The sequence below is a fragment of the Entomohabitans teleogrylli genome (genome assembly GCF_001484765.1).
Classification (GTDB): domain Bacteria; phylum Pseudomonadota; class Gammaproteobacteria; order Enterobacterales; family Enterobacteriaceae; genus Entomohabitans; species Entomohabitans teleogrylli.
The window spans coordinates 166432-192153 of sequence record NZ_LLXO01000007.1; the positions used below are offsets into that span (position 1 = coordinate 166432).

The window sequence follows — 25722 nt, forward strand, 5'->3', positions numbered from 1 at the left end:
TTATGGCGGATTACCAGGGCAAAAAGGTTGTCATTATCGGGCTTGGGCTGACGGGCCTTTCCTGCGTGAACTTCTTTCTGGCGCGGGGCGTTACGCCGCGCGTGATGGATACCCGCGTGGCGCCCCCTGGTCTGGATAAATTGCCGCCGGAAGTCGATCGCTGGCTTGGCGACCTGAATGATGAATGGCTGCTGGGATCCGATCTGATCGTCGCCAGCCCGGGGATTGCTCTGGCGAATCCCGCGCTGCGCGCCGCGGCGGACGCCGGGGTGGAAATTGTCGGCGATGTCGAACTGTTCTGTCGTGAGGCTCAGGCGCCGATTGTAGCGATCACCGGATCTAACGGTAAAAGCACCGTTACTACACTGGTCGGGGAGATGGCAAAGGCGGCGGGAATCAATGTTGGCGTCGGCGGTAATATTGGCGTGCCGGCGCTGATGCTGCTGGAGCAACACTGTGAGCTGTATGTTCTGGAGCTTTCCAGCTTCCAACTGGAAACGACCAGCAGCCTGCATGCGGCGGCGGCCACCATCCTGAATGTCACCGAAGATCATATGGACCGTTATCCGCTGGGTCTGCAGCAATATCGCGCGGCGAAACTGCGAATTTATGAAAACGCCAGAGTCTGCGTGGTAAATGCGGATGATGCGCTGACCATGCCGGTGCGCGGCGCCGATGAACGCTGCGTCAGTTTTGGCGTTGATGTCGGGGATTATCACCTTAATCGCCAGCAGGGCGATATCTGGCTGCGGGTTAAAGGCGAAAAGGTTCTCAACGTTAAAGAGATGGTACTCGGCGGGCAGCATAACTATACCAACGCGCTGGCGGCGCTGGCGCTGGCGGATGCGGTTGGTTTGCCGCGCGCCAGTAGTCTGAAAGCGCTGACCACCTTTACTGGCCTGGCGCACCGTTTCCAACTGGTGCATGAACGCAATGGAGTGCGCTGGATTAACGACTCCAAGGCGACCAATGTCGGCAGCACGGAAGCGGCGCTGAACGGCCTGCAGGTTGAGGGTACGCTGCATCTGCTGCTGGGCGGGGACGGTAAGTCGGCGGATTTCTCGCCGCTGGGGCGCTATCTGCAGGGGGATAAGGTCCGCCTGTACTGCTTTGGTCGGGATGGCGCGCAACTGGCGGAACTGCGCCCGGATGTCGCCACCCGGACCGGGACAATGGACGAGGCAATGAAGCTGATTGCGGCGCGGGTAGCGCCGGGGGATATGGTTCTGTTGTCTCCGGCCTGCGCCAGTCTCGACCAGTTTAAAAATTTTGAACAGCGGGGCGACTGTTTTGCCCGCCTTGCGAAGGAGTTGGGGTAATGCATTTTTCTCTCCCACGCCTGCGTATGCCGCGAATTCCAGGGTTTGGTATCCTGGCGTGGCTGTTTAACGCGCTGAAAGGCTGGGTGATGGGCTCAAAAGAAGCCGAATCCAACAGCATGGTGCTTTATGACCGCACGCTGTTATGGTTGACGCTGGGCCTGGCGGCGATCGGTTTTGTTATGGTGACCTCGGCATCCATGCCGGTGGGTCAGCGGCTGGCCAACGATCCGTTTTTGTTTGCCAAGCGCGATGGTGTGTATCTGATCCTCGCCTTCCTGCTGGCGATGATCACGCTGCGTCTGCCAATGGAGTTCTGGCAGCGCTACAGCGCCGCAATGCTCATCGCCTCGATTGTTATGCTGTTGATTGTTCTGGTGGTGGGGAGCTCGGTGAACGGGGCGTCGCGCTGGATCTCGCTCGGGCCGCTGCGTATTCAGCCAGCAGAGTTTTCCAAGCTGTCGTTGTTCTGTTTCCTCTCCAACTACCTGGTGCGCAAGGTCGATGAGGTGCGTAACAACCTGCGCGGCTTCCTGAAACCGATGGGCGTGATTCTGGTGATGGCCGTATTGCTGCTGGCGCAGCCGGATCTCGGGACGGTAGTGGTACTGTTTGTGACTACCCTGGCGATGCTGTTTCTGGCCGGTGCCAAGCTCTGGCAGTTCATCGCTATCATCGGTATGGGGATTTCGGCGGTAGTGCTGCTGATTCTGGCGGAGCCTTATCGTATCCGGCGTGTGACCTCGTTCTGGAACCCGTGGGAAGATCCCTTCGGCAGCGGCTACCAGCTGACCCAGTCGCTGATGGCGTTTGGCCGCGGGGAACTGTGGGGCCAGGGGCTCGGCAACTCGGTTCAGAAACTGGAGTATCTGCCGGAAGCGCACACCGACTTTATCTTCTCCATTATTGGGGAGGAACTCGGATATATCGGTGTGGTGCTGGCACTTTTGATGGTATTCTTCGTCGCTTTTCGTGCTATGTCGATTGGGCGGCGCGCGCTGGAGATGGATCAGCGTTTTTCCGGCTTCCTGGCTTGTTCGATCGGTATCTGGTTCAGCTTCCAGGCGCTGGTGAACGTCGGCGCGGCGGCGGGGATGCTGCCCACCAAAGGGCTGACGCTGCCGCTGATCAGTTATGGCGGTTCCAGTCTGTTGATTATGTCGACGGCCATCATGCTGTTGTTACGTATTGATTATGAAACGCGTCTGGCGAAGGCCCAGGCGTTTACACGAGGTGCCTGATGAGCGGCAAAACGCGTCGGTTGATGGTGATGGCGGGGGGAACCGGAGGTCATGTGTTTCCGGGGTTGGCCGTTGCCCATCATCTGATGGAACAGGGCTGGCAGGTGCGCTGGCTGGGAACCGCCGATCGCATGGAAGCCGACCTGGTGCCAAAGCACGGTATTGAGATCGATTTTATTCGTATTTCTGGTCTGCGCGGTAAAGGGCTGAAAGCGCTACTGCTGGCGCCGGTGCGTATTTTTAACGCCTGGCGTCAGGCCCGGGCGATCATGAAGCGTTTTAAACCCGATGTGGTGCTGGGCATGGGCGGCTATGTTTCCGGCCCTGGCGGCCTGGCGGCCTGGTCGCTGGGCATTCCGGTGGTGCTGCACGAACAGAATGGGATTGCCGGGTTAACTAACAAATGGCTGGCGAAAATTGCCAGCAAAGTGATGCAGGCGTTCCCTGGCGCGTTTCCCGATGCCGATGTGGTCGGCAATCCGGTGCGCACCGACGTGCTGGCGCTGCCGGCGCCGCAGGCGCGCTATGCTGACCGGAGCGGTCCGGTGCGGGTGCTGGTGGTTGGCGGTTCGCAGGGCGCCAGGGTGCTGAACCAGACGATGCCCGAGGTGGCAGGTCTGCTGGGCGATCGCATTACTGTCTGGCATCAGAGCGGTAAAGGGGCGCAGGAAACAGTGCGCCAGGCCTATGCGGCTGCCGGACAGGCGGGTCATAAGGTCACCGAGTTTATTGACGATATGGCGGCAGCCTATGCCTGGGCGGATGTGATCGTTTGCCGCTCCGGAGCGCTGACAGTCAGTGAGGTCGCCGCTGCCGGATTGCCAGCGCTGTTTGTGCCGTTCCAGCATAAAGACAGGCAGCAATACTGGAATGCGCTGCCGCTTGAGAAAGCCGGCGCGGCGAAAATACTGGAGCAGCCGCAGTTTACGGCGGCTGCCGTTGCAGAAGTGCTGGCCGGGTGGGACAGAGCGACGCTACTGGCGATGGCCGTGCGCGCCCGGGCGGCGTCGATTCCCGATGCCACCGAGCGGGTCGCTGGCGAAGTCAGCGCCGCCGCGCTGCCCTGATCGGCTTTTTGTGGATGTGCGCTGTGGCACACCCTTTGATTTTGAAGATGTTATGGCCTTTGCGCCGCAGGTTTAGAGAATGAATACACAACAACTGGCGAAACTGCGTTCTATTGTGCCCGAGATGCGTCGCGTTCGGCACATTCACTTTGTTGGCATTGGCGGTGCCGGTATGGGCGGCATTGCGGAAGTATTGGCCAATGAAGGCTATCAGATCAGCGGGTCCGATCTGGCGCCAAACGCGGTCACGCAGCAGTTGTCAGAGCTGGGGGCGACTATCTATTTCAACCATCGCCCGGAGAATGTGCGTGACGCCAGCGTGGTGGTGGTCTCTACCGCGATCGCGGCGGATAACCCGGAGATCGTCGCGGCGCATGAGCTGCGTATTCCGGTGATCCGCCGCGCGGAGATGCTGGCGGAGCTGATGCGTTTTCGCCATGGTATCGCTATTGCCGGTACCCACGGGAAAACCACCACCACCGCGATGGTAGCCAGTATTTACGCCGAGGCCGGGCTGGATCCGACCTTTGTCAACGGCGGTCTGGTTAAATCGGCGGGGACCCATGCCCGGCTGGGCAATAGTCGCTACTTAATCGCCGAAGCGGACGAGAGCGATGCGTCATTCCTCCATCTGCAGCCGATGGTGGCGATTGTGACAAACATTGAAGCTGACCATATGGATACTTACCAGGGCGACTTCGAAAACCTGAAGCAGACGTTTATTAACTTCCTGCACAACCTGCCGTTTTATGGCCGTGCGGTGATGTGCGTGGACGACCCGGTCATTCGCGAGCTGTTGCCGCAGGTGGGGCGGCATACCACGACTTACGGTTTCAGCGACGACGCCGATGTCCGCGTGGAGTCGTATCAGCAGGTGGGCGCGCAGGGGCGTTTCACGCTGTTGCGCCAGGATAAGCCGGCCCTGTCGGTGGTTCTCAATGCGCCGGGGCGCCATAACGCGCTAAATGCGGCGGCGGCCGCGGCGGTGGCGACGGAAGAGGGGATTGAAGACGCGGCGATACTGCGCGCGCTGGAAAATTTCCAGGGAACCGGGCGGCGCTTTGATTTCCAGGGGGAATACCCACTGGAGCCGGTAAACGGCAGAAGCGGCACCGCGATGCTGGTGGATGATTACGGCCACCACCCTACGGAGGTGGACGCGACGATTAAAGCCGCGCGCGCCGGCTGGCCGGATAAGCATCTGGTGATGATTTTTCAGCCGCACCGCTTTACCCGTACCCGGGATTTGTATGACGACTTTGCCGATGTGCTATCACAGGTAGACTCGCTGTTGATGCTGGACGTCTACCCGGCCGGGGAAGCGCCGATTCCCGGCGCAGACAGTCGCTCGCTGTGCCGGACCATTCGCGGGCGCGGCAAAGTGGATCCGATCCTCGTTTCCGATCATGGCCGCGTCGCCGAACTTCTGGCACCGGTTTTGACGGGAAATGACCTGATCCTGGTGCAAGGTGCAGGGAACATCGGCAAAATTGCAAAAAAACTGGCTGAAATCAAATTACAGCCTCAAACTCAAGAGGAAGCGCATCATGGTTGATAAGATTGCGGTCCTGCTGGGCGGAACTTCCGCGGAGCGTGAGGTGTCTTTACAGTCTGGCGCGGCAGTGCTTAAGGGGCTGCAGGAGGCCGGGCTGAATGTTCAGGGCGTGGATACCCGGGATGTGCCGGTTACCGCGCTGAAAGAACAAGGGTTTAATAAAGTGTTTATCGCCCTGCACGGCCGCGGCGGCGAGGATGGCACCCTGCAAGGGATGCTGGAGTTTCTCGGGTTGCCGTATACCGGTAGTGGCGTGATGGCTTCCGCGATCACGATGGACAAGCTGCGCACCAAACTGCTCTGGCAGGGCGCAGGTTTGCCTGTCGCCCCCTGGGTGACGCTGCGGCGCAGCGATATGCCGCTGCCGGCGGCAATGGGCGAGCGGGTCGCCGCGCTGGGGATGCCGGTGATTGTTAAGCCGAGCCGTGAGGGATCGAGCGTTGGCATGTCGAAGGTCGACGATCTTGCCGCTCTGCCTGCCGCCCTTGAGCTGGCGTTTCGTCACGATGATGAAGTCCTGGTGGAAAAATGGCTCAGCGGCCCGGAATTTACCGTCGCGCTGTTGGGCGACGAGATCCTGCCGTCGATCCGCATTCAGCCTGCGGGGATCTTCTATGACTACGAGGCGAAATATCTCTCTGATGAGACACAGTATTTTTGCCCTTCCGGTCTGGAGGCTGAACGGGAGCAGGCTCTGAATGAACTGGTGCGCCAGGCGTGGCAGGTACTGGATTGTCGCGGCTGGGGACGGGTGGATGTGATGCTCGATGCCGACGGGCAGTTTTATCTACTGGAGGTGAACACTTCGCCGGGAATGACCAGCCATAGCCTGGTGCCGATGGCGGCCCGTCAGGCGGGGATGAGCTTTTCACAACTGGTAGTACGGATTCTGGAGCTGGCGAACTGATATGTCGCAGGCGGCACTGAATACACGGACGCGTCAGGACGAGGAACGCATCTCCCGGCGCAGTAACGGAACGCGCCTGGCCGGCATGCTGTTTCTGCTGATGGTGCTCCTGACCGTGTTTGTCAGCGGCTGGATGGTGGTGGGTTGGATGGAAGATGCGCAGCGCCTTCCACTATCGAAACTGGTGGTGACCGGGGAGCGTCATTACACGCGTAATGACGATATTCGCCAGGCGATAATGGCTCTGGGGCCACCGGGGACCTTTATGACCCAGGATGTGAACATCATCCAGCAGCAAATTGAGCGCCTGCCGTGGATCAAGCAGGCGAGTGTCAGAAAACAGTGGCCGGACGAATTGAAGATTCATCTGGTTGAATATGTCCCGGTGGCGCGCTGGAATGATCAGCACATGATGGACGCCGAGGGCAATTCGTTCAGCGCGCCGGCGGATCGGACCAGCAGGCAGATTCTGCCGCTACTTTCCGGTCCGGAAGGTAGCGAAAGCGAAGTGTTACAAGGTTTTCGCTCCATGAAGGATGTGCTGGCGAAGGACAAATTTACGCTGAAAGAGGCAGCGATGACCGCCCGGCGCTCCTGGGTGTTGACCCTGAATGACGATATCAGGCTTAACCTTGGGCGCGGCGATACGTTAAAGCGGCTGAATCGCTTTGTAGAACTGTGGCCGGTTCTGCAAAAGCAGGCGCAAACCGACAATAAACGGGTCAGCTACGTCGATTTACGCTATGACTCGGGGGCAGCGGTTGGCTGGGCTCCCCTCCCTGTCGAAGCAGTTAATCAGCAACAGAATCAGGCACAGGCAGAACAACAATGATCAAGGCGACGGACAGAAAACTGGTAGTTGGACTAGAGATTGGCACCGCCAAGGTAGCCGCTTTAGTAGGGGAAATTCTGCCCGACGGTATGGTGAATATCATTGGCGTCGGCAGCTGCCCGTCCCGCGGTATGGATAAAGGCGGAGTGAACGATCTGGAGTCGGTGGTGAAGTGCGTACAGCGCGCCATCGACCAGGCCGAACTGATGGCGGACTGCCAGATTTCGTCAGTCTATCTGGCGCTGTCGGGTAAGCATATCAGCTGTCAGAATGAAATCGGTATGGTGCCTATCTCTGAGGAGGAGGTCACTCAGGAAGATGTTGAAAACGTGGTGCATACCGCCAAGTCGGTACGCGTTCGCGATGAGCATCGCGTTTTGCACGTTATTCCGCAGGAATATGCCATTGATTACCAGGAAGGTATAAAAAATCCGGTAGGTCTGTCAGGTGTACGTATGCAGGCCAAGGTGCATTTGATCACCTGCCACAACGATATGGCAAAAAATATTGTCAAAGCGGTGGAACGTTGCGGTCTGAAGGTTGACCAACTTATTTTCGCCGGACTGGCATCCAGCTATTCGGTACTCACTGAAGACGAACGTGAACTGGGCGTCTGTGTCGTGGACATCGGCGGTGGTACTATGGATATTGCGGTATATACTGGCGGCGCCCTGCGCCACACCAAAGTTATCCCCTACGCCGGGAACGTGGTGACCAGCGATATCGCTTACGCGTTTGGTACGCCGCCCAGCGATGCCGAAGCCATTAAAGTGCGTCACGGTTGCGCGCTGGGATCGCTGGTGGGAAAAGATGAGAGTGTGGAGGTGCCGAGCGTCGGCGGGCGTCCTCCGCGCAGCCTGCAGCGTCAGACACTGGCGGAAGTGATTGAGCCGCGCTACACCGAGTTGCTCAATCTGGTGAATGAAGAAATTTTGCAGTTGCAGGAACAACTGCGTCAGCAGGGGGTGAAGCACCACCTGGCGGCCGGGATCGTGTTGACCGGCGGCGCGGCGCAAATCGAAGGTCTGGCGGCCTGCGCGCAGCGGGTGTTCCACACCCAGGTACGCATCGGGCAACCGCTGAATATTACCGGACTGACGGATTATGCCCAGGAGCCTTATTATTCAACGGCGGTAGGTCTGCTTCACTACGGCAAAGAGTCACATTTGAGCGGTGAGGCGGAAGTGGAAAAACACTCATCCGTCGGTTCCTGGATAAAACGAATTAACAGTTGGCTGAGAAAAGAGTTTTAATTTTTTAAAGAGGCCGAAGCAGGCTAACGGCCTCAGGCGACAGGCACATACACCAAATCATTCAGGGTGCGTTGAGGCGGCAACTGAGAGAATCACCGGGAACTTACATGAATAAGCGACCGGAGGGGACCGCAGCAGGCCAACAGCGAAGCAGTCTGAAGGATGAAGTGTATTAAACGGAGAGAAACTATGTTTGAACCTATGGAACTCACCAACGACGCGGTGATTAAAGTCATCGGCGTCGGTGGCGGCGGCGGTAATGCCGTAGAACACATGGTGCGCGAGCGCATCGAAGGCGTTGAATTCTTCGCGGTTAACACCGACGCCCAGGCGCTGCGTAAAACCGCGGTAGGGCAAACCATCCAGATTGGTAGCGGTATTACCAAAGGTCTGGGTGCCGGCGCTAACCCGGAAGTGGGCCGCAATGCGGCGGACGAAGACCGCGAAGCGCTGCGCGCCGCGCTGGATGGCGCCGATATGGTCTTTATCGCAGCCGGAATGGGCGGCGGTACCGGAACCGGGGCTGCGCCAGTGGTGGCTGAGGTCGCTAAAGATCTCGGTATCCTGACCGTTGCGGTGGTGACCAAACCGTTTAATTTTGAAGGCAAGAAGCGTATGGCCTTCGCGGAGCAGGGGATCGCCGAGCTGTCCAAGCATGTCGACTCGCTGATTACGATTCCTAATGACAAATTGCTGAAAGTCCTTGGCCGCGGTATTTCACTGCTCGATGCGTTCGGCGCTGCGAATGATGTGCTGAAAGGCGCAGTACAGGGTATCGCTGAGCTGATCACTCGTCCGGGCCTGATGAACGTCGACTTTGCGGACGTTCGTACCGTGATGTCTGAAATGGGCTATGCCATGATGGGCTCCGGCGTCGCCAGCGGTGAAGACCGTGCGGAAGAAGCGGCGGAAATGGCTATTTCTTCTCCGCTGCTGGAAGATATCGATCTGTCTGGCGCGCGCGGCGTGCTGGTTAACATCACCGCTGGCTTCGACCTGCGTCTGGATGAGTTCGAAACCGTCGGTAACACTATCCGCGCTTTTGCGTCCGATAACGCTACGGTGGTAATCGGTACTTCTCTGGACCCGGATATGAACGACGAGCTGCGCGTTACTGTGGTGGCGACCGGTATCGGTATGGACAAACGTCCGGAAATCACGCTGGTGACCAATAAGCAGACCCAGCAGCCGATGATGGATCGCTACCAGCAGCACGGCATGGCGCCGCTGCAGCAGGAGCAGAAAAACGTGGCGAAAGTGGTCAACGATAACGCACCGCAGACGGCGAAAGAGCCTGATTACCTGGATATTCCGGCGTTCCTGCGTAAACAGGCGGACTAAGAATACGCTGGAAGTTGGGAATGTGCGCTCTTTGTGCTAAACTGCCCTGCCGATTGTGATGTACACTTTCGGTTGCGTGAGAAATATGGCGAGATAATACGATGATCAAACAAAGGACACTTAAACGTATCGTTCAGGCGACTGGCGTCGGTTTACATACCGGCAAGAAAGTCTCGCTGACGTTGCGCCCTGCGCCGGCAAATACCGGGGTCATCTATCGTCGCACCGACTTGAATCCACCGGTTGATTTTCCGGCAGATGCCAAATCTGTGCGTGATACCATGCTCTGTACTTGCCTGGTTAACGAGCATGACGTGCGGATTTCGACCGTTGAGCACCTGAACGCAGCCCTGGCGGGTCTCGGCATTGATAACATTGTTATTGAAGTCGACGCGCCGGAAATCCCAATTATGGACGGCAGCGCAGCGCCTTTCGTTTATCTGCTGATGGATGCGGGTATTGACGAACTGAACGCCGCGAAGAAATTTGTTCGTATCAAAGAGACCGTACGCGTCGAAGATGGCGACAAGTGGGCTGAATTCAAACCGTACAATGGTTTTACGCTCGATTTTACTATCGACTTCAACCATCCGGCGATTGATGCCAGCAGCCAGCGCTATCGCATGAACTTCTCGGCGGACGCGTTTATGCGTCAGATCAGCCGGGCGCGTACCTTCGGTTTTATGCGCGATATCGAATATCTGCAGTCCCGTGGTCTGTGCCTGGGCGGCAGCTTCGATTGTGCCATCGTTGTTGACGATTATCGCGTACTGAACGAAGACGGTTTACGCTTTGAAGACGAATTTGTACGCCACAAAATGCTGGATGCTATCGGTGACCTGTTCATGTGTGGTCACAATATCATTGGCGCATTCACGGCTTATAAGTCCGGCCATGCCCTGAACAACAAGCTGTTGCAGGCGGTACTGGCAAAACAGGAAGCGTGGGAATATGTAACCTTCGAAGACGAAGCGGAAATGCCGCTGGCATTCAAAGCGCCGTCGATGGTTCTGGCCTGATCGTTTTCTGCTAATCATGACGACTGGTTAATCTGGCGCCTCTCTCCTGCCAGGTTGCCAGTCGTTTTTATTTTCTCTCTGGTTAACATTCTCCTGTGTCAGTCTGAGATTTTTCGCTGCTGGTTTATTATCCAGTTATACCTTTGCATGTATGCTTTCCTGGTGTGGGAAAAAGCGAATAGTGATAATATTCTGTGGCGAAATGGAGCGTGGTAATCAGGCTCCGCGAATTTTAATTATCGGGTAGCGTAAGTGATCGGTATTTTAGGGCGTTGGCGACAACTGGGTAGACGGTACTTCTGGCCGCATCTCCTGCTGGGGATGGTTGCAGCCAGTTTAGGGCTGCCCGTGCTCAATGCTAACGCTGAGACGCCACTCGCAGCGGCGGAAACCTCGGCAACTACCGCCAGTCGTGGTAACGCGGTTAACTTTGATAGTCTGGCGCTGCTTCAGGATTCCGCTCGCCGGACGTCGTTTAGTGTCGATTACTGGCACCAGCATGCGATCCGCACGGTTATCCGTCATCTCTCTTTTGTGCTGGCGCCGCAGGCTCTGCCGACGGCGGACGCCGGTGCTCCCCTGCAGGCTCAACAAGTTGCGTTGCTCGATACGCTGAGCGCGCTGTTGACGCAGGAAACCAAACCGCCGGTTATTGTGCGTTCTCTCAACGCCTTGCCGGCTCAGCCCCTTTCCGTATTCGGCGTCGCCGACTGGATCCGTCAGGTCCAGGGCATTCGCGCCGGTCCTCAGCGCCTCAGTTAATACTTCGGTCTTAAGTACAAACCTTTTAATTCCGCCTCTGAGGGCGTCTGAGATTTTATTATGCTAGTCAAATTATTAACGAAAGTTTTTGGTAGTCGTAACGATCGTACTTTGCGTCGCATGCGCAAAGCCGTCAATCTGATCAACAGCATGGAACCTGCGATGGAGAAGCTTTCAGACGATGAACTGAAAGCGAAAACCGTTGAATTCCGCGGCCGTCTGGAAAAAGGCGAAAGCCTGGAAAGTCTGATTCCGGAAGCCTTCGCCGTGGTGCGTGAGGCCAGTAAGCGTGTATTCGGCATGCGTCATTTCGATGTGCAGTTGCTGGGTGGGATGGTGCTTAACGATCGTTGCATCGCGGAAATGCGTACCGGTGAAGGTAAAACCCTGACCGCCACGCTGCCAGCGTACGTCAATGCCCTTACCGGCAAAGGAGTTCACGTGGTCACCGTGAACGACTATCTGGCGCAGCGCGATGCGGAAAACAACCGTCCGCTATTTGAGTTCCTTGGCCTGACGGTGGGAATCAACCTGCCGGGAATGCCGGCGCCGGCCAAACGTGAAGCCTATGCGGCTGATATCACCTATGGCACCAACAACGAATATGGTTTTGATTACCTGCGCGACAATATGGCGTTCAGCCCGGAAGAGCGCGTTCAGCGTAAGCTGCACTACGCATTAGTGGATGAAGTCGACTCCATTCTGATCGACGAAGCTCGTACTCCGCTGATTATTTCTGGCCCGGCGGAAGACAGCTCCGATCTTTATCGCCGTGTGGATAAGATCATCCCTAACCTGGTACGCCAGGAGAAAGAAGACTCTGATACCTTCCACGGTGAAGGGCATTTCTCGGTAGATGAAAAGGCGCGTCAGGTTAACCTGACTGAACGCGGTCTGGTGCTGGTGGAAGAGCTACTGGTCAAAGAGGGCATGATGGACGAAGGGGAGTCGCTCTACTCGCCGGGCAATATCATGCTGATGCACCATGTCACCGCAGCGCTGCGCGCTCACGCGCTGTTTACCCGCGATGTCGACTACATCGTCAAAGATGGCGAGGTTATCATCGTCGATGAACATACCGGCCGTACCATGCAGGGACGTCGCTGGTCGGATGGTCTGCACCAGGCGGTGGAAGCCAAAGAAGGCGTGGATATCCAGAACGAGAACCAGACGCTGGCCTCCATCACCTTCCAGAACTATTTCCGTCTTTATGAGAAGCTGGCCGGGATGACCGGTACCGCGGACACCGAAGCGTTTGAATTCAGCTCAATTTACAAGCTGGATACCATTGTGGTGCCGACCAACCGCCCGATGATTCGTAAGGATCTGCCGGATCTGGTGTATATGACGGAAGCGGAAAAAATTACCGCGATCATCGAAGACATTAAAGAGCGTACCGAGAATGGTCAGCCGGTGCTGGTGGGGACAATCTCCATCGAAAAATCAGAAGTAGTGTCTAATGAGCTGACTAAAGCCGGCATTAAGCATAACGTACTGAACGCTAAGTTCCACGCCAAAGAGGCGGATATTGTCGCCCAGGCAGGCTACCCGGCGGCGGTGACTATCGCGACCAACATGGCAGGTCGTGGTACCGATATTGTGCTGGGGGGCAGTTGGCAAACAGAAATCGCCGAGCTGGAAAACCCGACTCAGGAGCAAATCGATCAGATTAAAGCCGACTGGCAGGTGCGTCATGATGCGGTGCTGGCGTCTGGCGGTCTGCATATCATTGGTACTGAGCGTCATGAATCGCGGCGTATCGACAATCAGCTGCGCGGTCGTTCCGGTCGCCAGGGGGATCCGGGGTCTTCCCGCTTCTACCTTTCTATGGAAGATGCTCTGATGCGTATTTTCGCCTCCGATCGCGTCTCCGGGATGATGCGTAAACTGGGTATGAAGCCGGGCGAGGCGATTGAGCATCCGTGGGTAACCAAAGCGATTGCCAACGCGCAGCGTAAAGTGGAAAGCCGCAACTTCGATATTCGTAAGCAACTGCTGGAATATGATGATGTGGCTAACGATCAGCGCCGGGCGATCTACACTCAGCGTAATGAATTGCTGGATGTCAGCGATGTCAGTGAAACCATCAATAGCATTCGTGAAGATGTCTTCAAAGTGACTATCGACGCCCATATCCCGCCGCAGTCTCTGGAAGAGATGTGGGACGTGCCCGGGTTGCAGGAGCGCCTGAAGAATGACTTCGACCTCGATCTGCCGCTCACCGAATGGCTGGATAAAGAGCCTGAGCTGCATGAAGAGACGCTGCGCGAGCGTATTCTGCACAACGCAATTGAAGTGTATCAGCGTAAAGAAGAGATTGTCGGCGCTGAAATGATGCGCCATTTTGAGAAAGGCGTCATGCTCCAGACTCTGGATTCACTGTGGAAAGAGCATCTGGCGGCGATGGACTACCTGCGTCAGGGGATCCATCTGCGCGGTTATGCGCAAAAAGATCCGAAGCAGGAGTACAAGCGTGAGTCATTCTCAATGTTCGCCTCGATGCTGGAGTCGCTGAAATATGAAGTGATCAGCACGCTGAGTAAGGTGCAGGTCCGCCAGCCGGAAGAGGTGGAAGCCATGGAGCAGCAGCGCCGTCAGGAAGCAGAGCGTCTGGCGCAGATGCAACAGCTGAGTCATCAGACTGATGACGCGGAAGCGGCGGCGGCGATTGCCGCTCAGACCGGGGAGCGTAAAGTGGGGCGTAACGACCCGTGCCCTTGCGGTTCCGGGAAGAAATATAAGCAGTGTCATGGCCGTTTGAGCTGATTGACCCTGTCTGGTAAAAAGGCGCAGGTTACTGCGCCTTTTTTATTGCCTTCTGCACAGAGATAGCCTTAACCTGCGCAATCGCCGGGCGGATGTCAGGTACTGCCTGCCGTACGGCCATAACGGCGAATTTTGACGAGGAAAAACGTGTAATGAAAACGCTGAATATCGCCGTTGGGATCATTCGTAATCAGCAGGGCGAGATCTTTATTACGCGCCGCGCTGCGGATGCTCACATGGCGAATAAATGGGAATTTCCCGGCGGCAAGATTGAAGCCGGCGAAACGCCTGAGCAGGCGCTGGTGCGCGAGCTTGAAGAAGAGACAGGCATTCGGGCCACTCGCTTTACGCTATATGACCATCTGGAGCATCGCTTCAGCGATCGCCATGTGTCGCTGTGGTTTTTTCTGGTTGAGGAATGGCAGGGGCAACCCTGGGGAAAAGAAGGGCAGCCGGGCCATTGGGTTGAACAGCACCAATTGCGGGCCGATGCTTTTCCGCCGGCCAATGTCGCAGTCATTGAGCGCCTGCTGAATGATGTAAAATAAGTGCGCCGGCGGCGCACCGGGGGATCAGGACTGTTCTTCGCTCCAGCCGTCGCTGTCGGTCAGGTCGCCCTGGCTGGGGATGCGTTTCTCTTCGGTCGCCCACTCGCCGAGATCAATCAACTGGCAGCGCTTACTACAGAAGGGCCTGAAGGGACTTTCTTCGCCCCACACCACCGCTTTACCGCAGGTTGGGCAGTTTACCTGAGTGAGTTCCGTCATAATTACTCCTTAACAACAGGCCAGTTCAAAGTCGAGACGTTCCGGCACCATACCCTGTTCACTGTCAACCGGCATAAAACGAATGGCGAAGCGGCTTTTATGGCCGGAGACTTGCGGGTAGAGTTGCTCGCTCAGATCCAGCTTCAGACGCAGCAGGTCGGCATCTTCGCCGTTATCCTGATAAAAACCATTCAGGCTGGTTTGTTTGCGAAATTGAGCAGAATTACGAATCAACTCAAGGATTTGTGACAACGCCTGGCGCAGAGGGTCAAGGCTGCTCATCCACTGATTAACCGTCTCATTACGCTGCGCCTGGGGTAAATACAGCCAGATATGCAGGGTCGGTAAATCGAAACTGCAACAGCCGCCGGGGATACTCAGGCGCTGGCGCACCAGGCTGATGAGTTTGTCTTCCCGCAGCGTCTGGCCGAGGCGCGGAGCGGAAAACAGCACGCTACTGCGAGTTTTCAACTGATGACCAAGATCTTCAATGCGGCTGACGTCCACCCCGGGGACATCTGACCAGCTTTTTAATTTGCGCTGCTGGCGCTCCAGCTCTTTCAGAATCTCGGTACGCACTTCGCCACGTTCAAAAACATCCAGCAATTCCCCGACATTGTGAAAAAAGTGCAACGCTGTCGCGTGATCGTGTATCGGTTGCAGCGCTTCAAGCTGCTGAAGCAGAAATTCAATGCGCAGCCAGGTGCGCATTTTTTCATTAAGAGGATGTTCGAAAAGGATACCGGAACTCATTACGCTTTTTCCTGTAATACAGCCTGCGAGGCCAGTAGCAGGTAGTGCTGATGCAGGCGGGCGACATCCGGAATAATTGATTCCGGCGCGCCATCATTATTAATGACATCATCCGCTATGGACAGGCGCGCTTCCCTGGTTGCCTGCGCAGCAAGGATATTTAAGACCTGCTCGCGACTGACATTATCGCGAGCCATGGTGCGCTGGATTTGCGTCTGGAGAGAAACATCCACCACCAGAATGCGATTGGCTCGTTCCTGGAGCTGATTTTCCACTAATAACGGCACGACCCACAGTGCATAGGGAGAGCTGGCGCTTTCCAGTTCATGGCGGGTTTGCTGTTGAATCAGAGGGTGAAGCAGTTGATTTAGCCAGTTTTTTTCTTGAGGGCTGGAGAAGATAAGATCGCGCAACGCCCGGCGGTCAAGCGTGCCATCCTCATGCAGTATCTGCTGCCCAAAGTGCTGGACGATGGCGTCGAGGGCCGGCTGCCCGGGCTCGACAACCTGGCGCGCAATGACATCAGCATCAACCACGGTTATGCCTGACCGGGAAAATGCGTTGGCAACTGTAGTTTTGCCACTGCCGATTCCGCCAGTCAAAGCGACTGTATAAACCATAACCTATTGATCCTGAATCTATGTTTTATCTACAGAATAGCTGAAAACGCTATTAATAATAAAATAAATGGCTTCGCCTGCCGTATAACCCGGCGTGGCGATCAAGCCTGTTTCCTGATTTCCAGGTAAATTTATAGGATTGTAGCGTAAAAAAGGAGAGTTTCGCAGTCTTGCGGCGCCATTATTAGTGCGTATGATAGCTTCACTGGAGTTGGCAGTTGTACCGCCGATAACGTTTACGTGTCCATCGCCATTCGACCAGGAATTCGCTCATGCGTATTGAAGAAGATCTGAAGCTCGGTTTCAAAGATGTCCTTATTCGCCCGAAACGCTCCACCCTTAAAAGTCGCTCTGATGTTGAGTTAGACCGGCAGTTCACCTTTAAACACTCAGGTATTAACTGGTCCGGCGTTCCGGTGATTGCCGCGAACATGGATTCCGTAGGTACTTTCAACATGGCTACGGCGCTGGCTGCTTTTGATATTCTAACCGCAGTGCATAAACATTACAGCGTGGAACAGTGGCAGACATTTATTGTTTCGGCGCCGGCTCAGGTATTGCAGCATGTGATGGTGTCTACCGGCACGTCCGATGCCGACTTTGAAAAAACCAAACAGATTCTGGCGCTCTCCCCGGCGCTCAATTTTATCTGCATTGATGTGGCCAACGGCTACTCGGAACATTTTGTCCGGTTTGTCAGTAAGGCCCGCGAAGCGTGGCCGAACAAGGTCATTTGCGCCGGTAACGTCGTCACCGGTGAAATGTGTGAGGAACTGATCCTCTCCGGGGCCGATATTGTCAAAGTTGGCATTGGTCCGGGCTCAGTGTGTACCACGCGCGTGAAAACCGGGGTTGGCTATCCGCAGCTTTCCGCGGTGATTGAGTGCGCCGATGCGGCTCATGGACTGGGAGGGCAGATTGTCAGCGATGGTGGATGTACCGTACCGGGCGATGTGGCGAAAGCCTTCGGCGGCGGCGCGGATTTTGTCATGCTGGGCGGGATGCTGGCCGGTCATGATGAGAGCGGCGGTACCATTGTGGAGCAGAATGGCGAGAAATTTATGCTGTTCTACGGTATGAGCTCGGAATCCGCCATGACGCGCCATGTCGGCGGGGTCGCCGGTTACCGTGCCGCCGAAGGGAAAACCGTGAAGCTCCCCCTGCGCGGGCCGGTGGAGAATACCGCGCGTGATATTCTTGGCGGTTTACGCTCAGCCTGTACTTACGTTGGCGCATCGCGTCTGAAAGAGCTGACCAAGCGTACAACGTTTATCCGGGTGCAGGAGCAGGAAAACCGTATTTTTAATAGTCTGTAATACTCCCCGAGGGTGCGGCGGTTGCCGCACCTGACTTCCTGACTAGCCAATCGCGTTGCCTAACTGGAAAACCGGCAGGTACATAGCGATAACCAGCACACCAATGATTGCGCCGATCGTTACCATCATCAACGGTTCCAGCGTTGCGGCAAGGTTATCTGCCAGTTCATTGGCTTTTTCTCCATGCCAGTGGGCGAGCCGGTTGAGCATGGTATCCATCGCCCCGGTGGTTTCTCCGACCCGAATCAGCTGTATACAGAGCGGTGTAAAAATGGTTTCCGCCGTGATGGCATCGGAAAGAGGGGCGCCGGCGGTGATACGCTCCTTGACCCGGCGTATCGCGGCCTGCCACCACGGGTGATTCAGCGTTTGTTCCACGGCCTCCAGACCTTTTAACAGCGGCAGTCCTGAGGACTGGGTTAACGCCAGGGTGGTGAAGATCTGGTTAAGCCGCTGGCCGCGGATGAGCGGAGCCAGCAGAGGGAGTCGGAGTAGCAGGCGCTGCTCTTTTTCCCGCCAGTGTGGTTGTCCGCGCCGCAGGTGACTGTAGCCGCCTGCGAGCAATCCAGGAAGTAAGGCCAGATACGGTCCTGCCGCGATACACCATTCAGACAGGGCGATAACGCTGCGGGTCAGGGTTGGCAGCGGGGCGTTAAAAGTGCGGTAGATGGCGGCGAATTCCGGCAGGACAAAGCCGACCATACCTGTTGTCACCAGCAGCGCCACCGCCATAATAAATAGCGGATAGCGCAGGGCTTTCTTCACCTTGCGATATAACTGGTACTGCTGTTCCTGTTGGCTGGCCAGATGCTGACAGCAAAATTCCAGCTGACCAGTCAGCTCGCCGGTATGAATCAGAGCGATAAACAGCGGGGGAAAGATACCGTGGCTGTTGTTTAATGCCCCGGAAAAGCTGGCGCCGTGGGTTATCTGGTGCGTAATATCCTGCAGTAACGCCTGCCACGGGGCGACAGGATGCTGACGGGCAAGCAATTGCAGCCCTTCCGGTAGGGGAATACCGGCCTGTAATAACGCCGCCAGTTGGCGAATAAACTGGATAATCTGTAGCGGATGCCAGGGATGCTGAAAAGGCCGGCGCTGCTGTTTCAGAGAGAGAAGGTGCAGGCTGCTATTAGCGATCTTTTCTCTGGCGCTGGCTTTGTTTTTGGCCAGCAGAGTGCCTTTCTGGTACTGCCCAAGATTATCGATAGCGCTCCAGCGCCAGAGCGAAATATCTGACATGCTGCTTCTCCGTAGCGGGTGGTGAAAGAGCTGGCAGGCGCTAGTATCCGCCGCCGTACCCCAGTACCCTGAGCAATTCTTCCTGGGTTGTCAGCCCCTCCCCGACAGCGTGTGTCCCGCACTGGTGGAGCGTTTCCATTCCCTGTTCCTGAGCTAACAACTCGATAGCCGCCACGCCGGCATCGCTGGCGATGGCGCGCTTTAACGGACCGTCGATAATCAGGGTTTCAAACAGCGCAATACGGCCATAAAAGCCGGAGTAGCAATGTTCGCACCCTCCAGCCTGCCAGTGGTTCAGGTGTGCGCCTTCGCTGCTGCTTGTATTGTCTTCCTGCGCCGGGCATTGCCGGCGGCAGCGGGGGCACAGCCGGCGCGCCAGGCGCTGCGCCACGATAAGCCGCAGAGCGGAGGCAATCATCCAGCCGGAAATCCCCATCTGTTGCAGGCGGATCAGGGTTTCGGTGGTGGAGTTGGTATGCAGGGTGGCCAGTACCAGATGCCCGGTTTGCGCCGCTTTAACGGCAATCTCAGCCGTTTCACGATCGCGGATCTCGCCGATCATGATCACATCGGGATCCTGGCGCAGCAGGGCGCGCAATATTGTCTGGTAATCCAGACCGGCCCGCGGATTGACCCGGGTTTGATTAATGCCGGGCAGCGCAATCTCAACCGGGTCTTCCACACTGCTAATGTTGACCTGCGGGGTATTAAGGGCGTTCAGCCCGCTGTAAAGGGTGATGGTTTTGCCACTGCCCGTCGGGCCGGTGACCAGAATTAGCCCCTGCGGGCAGGCTAATGCCCGACGATAAGCCTCCAGAGCATGCGGAGGCATACCCAGCGCCGCGAGAGACAGCGGCCTGGCCTCCTGCTCCTGAAGACGCAGTACGATTTTCTCGCCATAACAGCAGGGCAGCGTGGAGATGCGAAACGTGACGGATTTTTCCGCCAGTTCGCGGCTGAACTGCCCGTCCTGGGGAAGGCGCCGCTCGGCGATATCCAGCTCGGCGGCGACCTTAAGGCGGGTGGCGATCCCTGCCGCCAGCTCGGCGGGCAGGGACAGCAGGGGTTGCAGTACACCGTCAATTCTCAGGCGTACGCTCAGGTTTTCGGCGCCGGGTTCAATATGGATATCCGAGGCCCGCCGTTGAACGGCCTGGGTCAGAATGTTATCCACCTGCCCGGTGACCGGAGCATCATCCCCGGCGGTCTGCGCGCTGTGCTGGTTGAAGGCTTTTTCCAGACGCTCTTCAGACCAGCACTCAATGTGGATACGCTTGTTAACCGTAAAGCGCAGGGCGTCCAGCAATGCCTCCTGCGGCGCACCGACGACCGCAATACTGATACTTTCCTCATCGCTGTGGATCAGCAGAGCGTGGTAGTGGCGGCAAAGCTGGTTCAGGGCAGGGATATCCATCATGGCTCCTTATTGCGCGAAGCGGAAGACGTCTTCACAGGCCTGTTTCAGCGCGCCATCGCTGCCGATCGCGCACTCGCGTTTCCAGCCCTGAATCCCGTCGGCATTACTCCACTGCGGGGTTAGCGTGATGGTGAGCCCGGCGAGGTTTTCCTGCCCGGTGAGGGTGACCACGCCTCTGGCGACCGTCATAGCAGACAGGTAGCGGGTGGTTTGTACCGCCGGGATCCCGTTACTACCGGCATCGCAGTTATCCAGCCCGCCGCGCTCCAGCGCGCACAGCTCTACGGCGGTACGGTAAGGTACAAACGTTTGCAGAACGTCGGTCAGCGCAGCTTTGCGCAGGTAATTCTGGTAGGCCGGTATACCGGTGGCGCTGAGGATCGCAACAATGCCAATGACGATCATCAGTTCGATTAAAGTAAATCCCTGTTGTTTATTCATAACGCTCTCCTTGTGGTTGGTGGCGGTACTCTGGCAAAGAAATACCCCGATAACGACAGGCAAAAAGAGAACGTGAAAGGCATCTTCCGGGATATTTACCGGTTTACATGACGGTCAGGGGAGCGATGCGACGGCGATCGCAAAGAGAAAGGGCAGCGGATGCGCTGCCCGGTAAGCTATTAACGAAAGCGCATCGACAGGTCGAGGGCGCGAATGTGTTTAGTCAGGGCGCCGACCGAAATATAGTCCACGCCGGTTTGCGCATACTCACGGATCGTTTCTTTAGTGACATTGCCGGACACTTCCAGGCGCGCTTTGCCATCGGTAACGCGCACGGCTTCACGCATCTGATCGACATCGAAATTATCCAGCATGATGATGTCGGCGCCGGCGCTCAGCGCTTCTTGCAGCTCGTCAAGCGATTCGACTTCCACCTCAACCGGCACCTCCGGATGTAACCAGAAGGCTTTTTCCACCGCCTGTTTGACCGACCCGGAAGCAATGATGTGATTCTCTTTAATCAGATAGGCGTCCGACAGGCCGAGGCGGTGATTACTGCCGCCGCCGCACAGCACCGCATATTTTAATGCGCTACGCAGTCCAGGCAGGGTTTTGCGGGTGTCCAGCAGCCGCGTTTTAGTGCCACTGAGAAGATCCACATAGGTGCGCACTTCGCTGGCCACGCCGGAGAGGGTTTGCACAAAGTTCAGGGCAGTGCGCTCGCCGGTGAGCAGGATACGCGACGGGCCGCGCAGCTCGAACAGGGGCTGGTTCGCTTTGATGGCGTCGCCGTCGTCAACCAGCCATTCAATGGCCACATCGCCGCCAAGCTGGATGAAGACCTCCTCGACCCAGCGTTTGCCACAAAAGACGCCGTCTTCGCGGGTGATGATAACGGCGTGCGACGCGCTGTCTTCGGGGAGAAGCTGCGCGGTAATGTCCTGCTTCGGATTGATGTCGCCGCCCAGGTCTTCCCGTAGCGCCTGGGATACGATGAGTGGAATGTCCAGGCTAATGCGTTCCAGTAATGCATCGCGTCTGCTGTCGGGGTTATAACGGCGGGGTTGCATAATAAAACTCCGAAATGACTGATAAGTATAGGGTTGAAACATGCTACTCTGAAGCAGCCCCAGGTTCCACAGAAAGGAGATGACCAGATGCAGCTCGAAGATGGTTGGCTGACGGGCGTTCGTCGGCAGCCCTCGCCTCATTGTGATGAACGTCCGCCGGGAGAAACACCGTCGCTGCTGGTGGTGCATAACATCAGCCTGCCTCCCGGCCAGTTCGGCGGCCCGTGGATTGATGCCCTGTTCAACGGTACGCTGGATCCACAGGCGCATCCTTTTTTTGCTGGTATAGCGCATCTGCGGGTTTCCGCCCACTGTTTGATTCGCCGCGATGGTGAGATTGTGCAGTATGTCCCCTTTAATCAGCGCGCCTGGCACGCCGGAATCTCCCGTTATCAGGGGCGTGAGCGCTGTAATGATTTCTCAATCGGTATTGAGCTGGAAGGCACGGATACGCTGGCCTACACCGACGCTCAGTATCAGCAACTGGCGAGGATTACCCGGTTGCTTATCTCTTTTTATCCCGCGATAGCCAGCCATATGACGGGCCACTGCGATATTGCGCCCGAGCGGAAAACCGATCCCGGGCCGGCGTTTGACTGGCCGCGGTTCCGCGCGCTGGTGGCGGGCCCGTCCGACAAGGAGAAAACATGACGCTATTTACGCTATTGCTGGTTTTGGCTTGTGAGCGGCTGTTTAAGCTCGGTGAACACTGGCAGATGGATCACCGCCTGGAGGGGATTTACCAGCGCGCCAGCCGTTTTTCCCTGTTGCGCACTCTGGTGATGGCCGTGCTCGCCATGGCGGTGGTTTACCTGTGCCAGCGGGCCCTGGAGGGGTTGTTTTTTAATCTCCCGCTGCTGGTGTTCTGGATTCTGGTCGGCGTGCTGTGTATTGGCGCCGGCGAAGTGCGCCTGCACTATCATGCGTACCTGAAAGCGGCGGCCCAGGATGATATTCACGCTTGTGACGCGATGTCTGGCGAGCTGACGTTGATTCACGGCGTACCGCCGGACTGCAACCAGCGGGCATTTCTGCGCGAGCTGCAGAATGCGCTGCTGTGGATTAACTTCCGCTTTTACCTGGCACCGCTGTTCTGGTTTATCGTCGGCGGAAGCTGGGGACCGGTGACTCTGGTGGGGTATGCGTTTCTGCGCGGCTGGCAGAGCTGGCTGGCTCGTCATGGGACGCCGCAACAGCGGCTGCACGCCGGGGTGGATGCGATTTTACATCTCCTGGACTGGATCCCGGTGCGTCTGGCTGGGGTGGTCTATGCGCTGCTCGGCCACGGCGAAAAAGCCCTGCCGGCGTGGTTTGCCTCGCTGGGAGATCGTCACACCGGCCAGTATCAGGTGTTGACCGGCCTGGCGCAATTTTCGCTGGAGCGGGATGTGCATGACGACAAGCTGGAGACCCCAAAAATCGCCGTGGCGCTGGCGAAGAAAGTGTCCATGGTGATGGTGGCGGTGGTCGCTGTACTGACGATTTACGGCGCCCTGCTGTAAACGGGCGCCGCGACATCAGGAGCGATCGGCGGGCGGTATACCAAAATCCGGCATACCGTCGCCATTCCAGGCGAGAGTTTTCACCCGGGTATGGCGGTTAGGATCGTAGAGCGGATCGCCGGTGATTTCGGTATAAGGACGGGCATGGTAGACCAGCACGTCCTGGCCGTCCGGGGTGGTGGTAAAGCTATTATGGCCGGGGCCAAACTGCTGGTTTTCATAGCTGGTGGTAAATACCGGATGCGGTGATTTGTGCCAGTTTTCGGCCACCCGCGGGTCTTTATCCAGATCGATCCACAGCAGCCCGAGGCAGTAGTTCTCGTCGGTGGCGCTGGCGGAGTAGCTGACAAACAGGCGGTTTCCGTGGCGGATAACCGCCGGGCCTTCATTTACCAGAAATCCCCGACATTCCCAGTCAAACTCTGGTTTACTCAGCATCACTGGTTCCCCTTTCAGGGTCCACGGATTTTCCATTTCCGCCAGGTACAGATTGGAGTTTCCGGGAATATCCGGCGCTTTCTGGGCCCACAGATACCAGCGTTTGCCCTGATGAGAGAACGTGGTGGCGTCCAGCGAGAAGGTATCAAACTGGCTGGTAATCCTCCCCCTGTCGCGCCAGACACCGGTCAGCGGGTCGGCGTCGGCGCACTCCAGCACGAACATCCGGTGCTGAAACATATTCTCTTTCAGCTCTTTGGTGTGTGTCGCCGCATAGTAGATATACCACTTGCCGTCGATATGGTGCAGCTCCGGCGCCCAGATAAGCTGGCTCTGCGGGCCGCTGTCTGGTTTACGCCACACGACCACTGGCGTTGCCCGTGGCAGCTCCGCGATTGTCGGCGCCCGGCGGATTTCCAGCCGGTCATATTCCGGCACGGAGGCGATAAAGTAGTACTGGTCGCCGTGGCGCAGAATGAAGGGATCAGCGCGCTGTTCGATTAACGGGTTTGGCCATTCGGGTTGCTGCATGGGGCGCTCCTTATGATTTCGCGTCTGCGGTTTTTTGTTCCTGATAGTCGTTCAGTTCCTGGTAATTGCTGCGCCGTTTTTCCAGGTCGGCCTGGATTTGCGTCATCAGTTCGCGGTCCACTTTCAACAGGCGCACTACGCCGGCGGTAATTAAATAGCCAATGCCGGGAATGACGGTAAACAGCAGCATGATGCCGTTAATCGCGCTGGCGCTTTGTTGTGGGGCGCTGGCGTCGTAGCCGTACCAGGAGAGCAGGAAACCGACCATCGCGCCAGCAACCGCCAGCCCGACTTTGAGGAAAAACAGATTGCCGGAAAAGCTGATGCCGGTAATCCGTTTGCCGGTCTTCCACTCGCCATAGTCGTCCACGTCCGCCATCAGCGACCAGTGCAGCGGCGAGGGGATCTGATGCAGAATGTTGAGCAGGAAATAGAGCGTCACGATCATCACCGTGGCGTGCGGGTCGAAGAAATAAAAGGCGCAGGAGAAGATCGCCAGTGCGATGTTGGTCCAGAAAAAGACTTTCAGCTTGCACCAGCGATCGGTCAGGACTTTCGCCAGCGTGCTGCCAATCATCATACCGACGACGCCAAGGCTGATAAACAGCGTGGCGAAGCTGGTGCTCTGTTGCATCACCCAGGTGACGTAGTACATGGTGGCCGCCATGCGGATAAACCCGGGGCACACGTTACACAAGGTCAGCAGCAGGATGCGCACCCACTGGTCGTTTTTCCAGACATCGCGCAGGTCGGCCTTCAGATCGTCGTGGCTCGGTACCGCCGGGCGGACGCGCTCACGCACCGTGGCGAAGCAGACCAGGAACATGCACATGCCGAGAAACGCCAGCACCATCATTGCCATCTGGTAGCCCTTCGCTTTGTCTTCACCGCCAAACCATTCGGCCATCGGCAGCAGGGTCAGGGAGAGGATCAGAGTGGCGATGCCTACCATTACAAAGCGGTAAGACTGGCAGGCGACCCGCTCTTTGGGATCGTTGGTGATAACGCTCCCCAGCGAACAGTAGGGAATGTTGATGGCGGTATAGGTGATGGAGAGTAAAAAGTAGGTGACGAAGGCATAGATAACTTTGCTGTCGTAGCTCCAGTTCGGGGTGGTAAACATCAGCACACTGAACAGGGCAAACGGGAAGGCTATCCACAACAACCATGGACGAAATCGCCCCCAGCGGGTTTGGGTGCGATCGGCAATAGCGCCCATTATCGGGTCGGTAACGGCGTCAATAACGCGCACCGAAAGCAATAAAACCCCGACCAGCGCCGGGGCCAGTCCAAAAATATCTGTATAAAAATAGTTAACAAACAACATGATGGCGCCGAAAATGATATTACATCCGGCGTCACCCAACCCATAGCCAATCTTCTCTTTTACCGATAGTTTATGGTTTTCCATCGACAGCTCTCCGCGTTACGGTATGGAGAGAATTATTGGCTGTTCAGACAATATATGCGTTGCAATATAAAGTCTCTGATATGGATAAAATGGCTGTTGGCGGGAAAATGTGAGACAGATAACATCGCTCTGTGTCCGCGAATATGGACACA

At 56.8% G+C, this 25722-nt stretch carries 24 protein-coding genes; 15 read left to right on the forward strand and 9 right to left on the reverse strand.

Annotated features, from left to right (window positions below; genetic code table 11):
- The first annotated feature begins 2 nt into the window (after window positions 1-2).
- The 12 genes from murD to mutT all read left to right on the forward strand — a co-directional run bounded on the left by murD (window position 3) and on the right by mutT (window position 14610).
- Window positions 3-1319 carry a UDP-N-acetylmuramoyl-L-alanine--D-glutamate ligase gene (murD, locus tag AQ981_RS13440; protein WP_058912249.1) on the forward strand — a complete coding sequence of 439 codons (1317 nt, stop codon included), beginning with the start codon at window positions 3-5 and terminating at the stop codon, window positions 1317-1319.
- The gene (gene ftsW / locus AQ981_RS13445) at window positions 1319-2560 is read left to right on the forward strand and encodes a cell division protein FtsW (protein WP_058912250.1); all 1242 of its coding nucleotides are present in this window, start codon (window positions 1319-1321) and stop codon (window positions 2558-2560) included. Before murD ends, ftsW begins: the two co-directional genes overlap by 1 nt.
- A complete protein-coding gene (murG, locus tag AQ981_RS13450) occupies window positions 2560-3627 on the forward strand; it encodes an undecaprenyldiphospho-muramoylpentapeptide beta-N-acetylglucosaminyltransferase (RefSeq protein ID WP_058912251.1) in 1068 nt (355 codons plus the stop codon). Before ftsW ends, murG begins: the two co-directional genes overlap by 1 nt.
- Window positions 3628-3706: 79 nt before the next feature.
- A complete protein-coding gene (murC, locus tag AQ981_RS13455) occupies window positions 3707-5182 on the forward strand; it encodes a UDP-N-acetylmuramate--L-alanine ligase (RefSeq protein WP_058912252.1) in 1476 nt (491 codons plus the stop codon).
- Window positions 5175-6089: a D-alanine--D-alanine ligase gene (locus AQ981_RS13460; protein ID WP_058912253.1), complete on the forward strand. Its 915-nt coding sequence runs from the start codon at window positions 5175-5177 to the stop codon at window positions 6087-6089. The genes murC and AQ981_RS13460 overlap by 8 nt, the downstream gene beginning before the upstream one ends.
- Window position 6090: 1 nt before the next feature.
- A complete protein-coding gene (gene ftsQ, locus AQ981_RS13465; protein ID WP_058912254.1) occupies window positions 6091-6921 on the forward strand; it encodes a cell division protein FtsQ in 831 nt (276 codons plus the stop codon).
- Complete coding sequence (gene ftsA, locus AQ981_RS13470) at window positions 6918-8174, forward strand: cell division protein FtsA (protein ID WP_058912255.1); 1257 nt, start codon at window positions 6918-6920, stop codon at window positions 8172-8174. Before ftsQ ends, ftsA begins: the two co-directional genes overlap by 4 nt.
- Window positions 8175-8363: 189 nt before the next feature.
- A complete protein-coding gene (gene ftsZ / locus AQ981_RS13475; protein WP_058912256.1) occupies window positions 8364-9515 on the forward strand; it encodes a cell division protein FtsZ in 1152 nt (383 codons plus the stop codon).
- Between the two features lie 101 nt (window positions 9516-9616).
- Entirely contained in the window at window positions 9617-10534 is a 918-nt protein-coding gene (lpxC, locus tag AQ981_RS13480; RefSeq protein WP_058912257.1) for a UDP-3-O-acyl-N-acetylglucosamine deacetylase, read from the forward strand.
- A gap of 252 nt (window positions 10535-10786) precedes the next feature.
- Window positions 10787-11296 carry a secA translation cis-regulator SecM gene (gene secM / locus AQ981_RS13485; RefSeq protein ID WP_058912258.1) on the forward strand — a complete coding sequence of 170 codons (510 nt, stop codon included), beginning with the start codon at window positions 10787-10789 and terminating at the stop codon, window positions 11294-11296.
- 60 nt (window positions 11297-11356) lie between these two features.
- Window positions 11357-14062 carry a preprotein translocase subunit SecA gene (gene secA / locus AQ981_RS13490; protein WP_058912259.1) on the forward strand — a complete coding sequence of 902 codons (2706 nt, stop codon included), beginning with the start codon at window positions 11357-11359 and terminating at the stop codon, window positions 14060-14062.
- Window positions 14063-14214: 152 nt separating this feature from the next.
- The gene (gene mutT, locus AQ981_RS13495) at window positions 14215-14610 is read left to right on the forward strand and encodes an 8-oxo-dGTP diphosphatase MutT (protein WP_058912260.1); all 396 of its coding nucleotides are present in this window, start codon (window positions 14215-14217) and stop codon (window positions 14608-14610) included.
- A gap of 24 nt (window positions 14611-14634) precedes the next feature.
- Here mutT and yacG read toward each other — a convergent pair whose 3' ends face one another.
- Genes yacG through coaE form a run of 3 tightly spaced genes read right to left on the reverse strand, consistent with a single transcriptional unit; the run spans window position 14635 to window position 16202 of the window.
- Window positions 14635-14829, reverse strand: a complete 195-nt coding sequence (yacG, locus tag AQ981_RS13500) for a DNA gyrase inhibitor YacG (protein WP_058912261.1) — start codon at window positions 14827-14829, stop codon at window positions 14635-14637.
- 9 nt (window positions 14830-14838) lie between these two features.
- A complete protein-coding gene (gene zapD, locus AQ981_RS13505) occupies window positions 14839-15582 on the reverse strand; it encodes a cell division protein ZapD (protein WP_058912262.1) in 744 nt (247 codons plus the stop codon).
- A complete protein-coding gene (coaE, locus tag AQ981_RS13510) occupies window positions 15582-16202 on the reverse strand; it encodes a dephospho-CoA kinase (protein WP_058912263.1) in 621 nt (206 codons plus the stop codon). The genes zapD and coaE overlap by 1 nt, the downstream gene beginning before the upstream one ends.
- A gap of 272 nt (window positions 16203-16474) precedes the next feature.
- Between coaE and AQ981_RS13515 the strand changes: the two genes are divergently transcribed.
- A complete protein-coding gene (locus AQ981_RS13515; RefSeq protein WP_058912264.1) occupies window positions 16475-17518 on the forward strand; it encodes a GMP reductase in 1044 nt (347 codons plus the stop codon).
- Window positions 17519-17560: 42 nt separating this feature from the next.
- Here the strand turns inward: AQ981_RS13515 and hofC are convergent, their stop codons facing one another.
- The 4 genes from hofC to nadC form a co-directional block, all read right to left on the reverse strand.
- Window positions 17561-18760, reverse strand: a complete 1200-nt coding sequence (hofC, locus tag AQ981_RS13520) for a protein transport protein HofC (RefSeq protein WP_058912265.1) — start codon at window positions 18758-18760, stop codon at window positions 17561-17563.
- Between the two features lie 40 nt (window positions 18761-18800).
- Window positions 18801-20174 carry a type II secretion system protein GspE gene (gene gspE / locus AQ981_RS13525; protein WP_058912266.1) on the reverse strand — a complete coding sequence of 458 codons (1374 nt, stop codon included), beginning with the start codon at window positions 20172-20174 and terminating at the stop codon, window positions 18801-18803.
- Between the two features lie 9 nt (window positions 20175-20183).
- Window positions 20184-20618, reverse strand: a complete 435-nt coding sequence (ppdD, locus tag AQ981_RS13530; RefSeq protein ID WP_058912267.1) for a prepilin peptidase-dependent pilin — start codon at window positions 20616-20618, stop codon at window positions 20184-20186.
- A gap of 179 nt (window positions 20619-20797) precedes the next feature.
- Window positions 20798-21688, reverse strand: a complete 891-nt coding sequence (gene nadC, locus AQ981_RS13535) for a carboxylating nicotinate-nucleotide diphosphorylase (RefSeq protein ID WP_058912378.1) — start codon at window positions 21686-21688, stop codon at window positions 20798-20800.
- Between the two features lie 87 nt (window positions 21689-21775).
- Here nadC and ampD point away from each other — a divergent pair, with 87 nt between their 5' ends.
- The gene (gene ampD / locus AQ981_RS13540; RefSeq protein ID WP_058912268.1) at window positions 21776-22339 is read left to right on the forward strand and encodes a 1,6-anhydro-N-acetylmuramyl-L-alanine amidase AmpD; all 564 of its coding nucleotides are present in this window, start codon (window positions 21776-21778) and stop codon (window positions 22337-22339) included.
- Entirely contained in the window at window positions 22336-23190 is an 855-nt protein-coding gene (gene ampE / locus AQ981_RS13545) for a beta-lactamase regulator AmpE (RefSeq protein WP_058912269.1), read from the forward strand. Before ampD ends, ampE begins: the two co-directional genes overlap by 4 nt.
- A gap of 15 nt (window positions 23191-23205) precedes the next feature.
- Here ampE and AQ981_RS13550 read toward each other — a convergent pair whose 3' ends face one another.
- Window positions 23206-24159, reverse strand: coding sequence for a glycoside hydrolase family 43 protein (locus AQ981_RS13550; protein ID WP_058912270.1), 954 nt, complete (start codon window positions 24157-24159; stop codon window positions 23206-23208).
- A 10-nt stretch (window positions 24160-24169) separates the two neighbouring features.
- Window positions 24170-25570 carry a glycoside-pentoside-hexuronide (GPH):cation symporter gene (locus AQ981_RS13555; protein WP_058912271.1) on the reverse strand — a complete coding sequence of 467 codons (1401 nt, stop codon included), beginning with the start codon at window positions 25568-25570 and terminating at the stop codon, window positions 24170-24172.
- Between the last annotated feature and the right edge of the window lie 152 nt (window positions 25571-25722).

What these genes read in the sequence shown, in the direction of transcription:
- murD (WP_058912249.1), top strand. Translation starts at nt 3, where the DNA reads ATGGCGGATTACCAGGGCAAAAAGGTTGTCATTATCGGGCTTGGGCTG.
- ftsW (WP_058912250.1), top strand. Translation starts at nt 1,319, where the DNA reads ATGCATTTTTCTCTCCCACGCCTGCGTATGCCGCGAATTCCAGGGTTT.
- murG (WP_058912251.1), top strand. Translation starts at nt 2,560, where the DNA reads ATGAGCGGCAAAACGCGTCGGTTGATGGTGATGGCGGGGGGAACCGGA.
- murC (WP_058912252.1), top strand. Translation starts at nt 3,707, where the DNA reads ATGAATACACAACAACTGGCGAAACTGCGTTCTATTGTGCCCGAGATG.
- AQ981_RS13460 (WP_058912253.1), top strand. Translation starts at nt 5,175, where the DNA reads ATGGTTGATAAGATTGCGGTCCTGCTGGGCGGAACTTCCGCGGAGCGT.
- ftsQ (WP_058912254.1), top strand. Translation starts at nt 6,091, where the DNA reads ATGTCGCAGGCGGCACTGAATACACGGACGCGTCAGGACGAGGAACGC.
- ftsA (WP_058912255.1), top strand. Translation starts at nt 6,918, where the DNA reads ATGATCAAGGCGACGGACAGAAAACTGGTAGTTGGACTAGAGATTGGC.
- ftsZ (WP_058912256.1), top strand. Translation starts at nt 8,364, where the DNA reads ATGTTTGAACCTATGGAACTCACCAACGACGCGGTGATTAAAGTCATC.
- lpxC (WP_058912257.1), top strand. Translation starts at nt 9,617, where the DNA reads ATGATCAAACAAAGGACACTTAAACGTATCGTTCAGGCGACTGGCGTC.
- secA (WP_058912259.1), top strand. Translation starts at nt 11,357, where the DNA reads ATGCTAGTCAAATTATTAACGAAAGTTTTTGGTAGTCGTAACGATCGT.
- mutT (WP_058912260.1), top strand. Translation starts at nt 14,215, where the DNA reads ATGAAAACGCTGAATATCGCCGTTGGGATCATTCGTAATCAGCAGGGC.
- yacG (WP_058912261.1), bottom strand. Translation starts at nt 14,829, where the DNA reads ATGACGGAACTCACTCAGGTAAACTGCCCAACCTGCGGTAAAGCGGTG.
- zapD (WP_058912262.1), bottom strand. Translation starts at nt 15,582, where the DNA reads ATGAGTTCCGGTATCCTTTTCGAACATCCTCTTAATGAAAAAATGCGC.
- coaE (WP_058912263.1), bottom strand. Translation starts at nt 16,202, where the DNA reads ATGGTTTATACAGTCGCTTTGACTGGCGGAATCGGCAGTGGCAAAACT.
- AQ981_RS13515 (WP_058912264.1), top strand. Translation starts at nt 16,475, where the DNA reads ATGCGTATTGAAGAAGATCTGAAGCTCGGTTTCAAAGATGTCCTTATT.
- hofC (WP_058912265.1), bottom strand. Translation starts at nt 18,760, where the DNA reads ATGTCAGATATTTCGCTCTGGCGCTGGAGCGCTATCGATAATCTTGGG.
- gspE (WP_058912266.1), bottom strand. Translation starts at nt 20,174, where the DNA reads ATGGATATCCCTGCCCTGAACCAGCTTTGCCGCCACTACCACGCTCTG.
- ppdD (WP_058912267.1), bottom strand. Translation starts at nt 20,618, where the DNA reads ATGAATAAACAACAGGGATTTACTTTAATCGAACTGATGATCGTCATT.
- nadC (WP_058912378.1), bottom strand. Translation starts at nt 21,688, where the DNA reads ATGCAACCCCGCCGTTATAACCCCGACAGCAGACGCGATGCATTACTG.
- ampD (WP_058912268.1), top strand. Translation starts at nt 21,776, where the DNA reads ATGCAGCTCGAAGATGGTTGGCTGACGGGCGTTCGTCGGCAGCCCTCG.
- ampE (WP_058912269.1), top strand. Translation starts at nt 22,336, where the DNA reads ATGACGCTATTTACGCTATTGCTGGTTTTGGCTTGTGAGCGGCTGTTT.
- AQ981_RS13550 (WP_058912270.1), bottom strand. Translation starts at nt 24,159, where the DNA reads ATGCAGCAACCCGAATGGCCAAACCCGTTAATCGAACAGCGCGCTGAT.
- AQ981_RS13555 (WP_058912271.1), bottom strand. Translation starts at nt 25,570, where the DNA reads ATGGAAAACCATAAACTATCGGTAAAAGAGAAGATTGGCTATGGGTTG.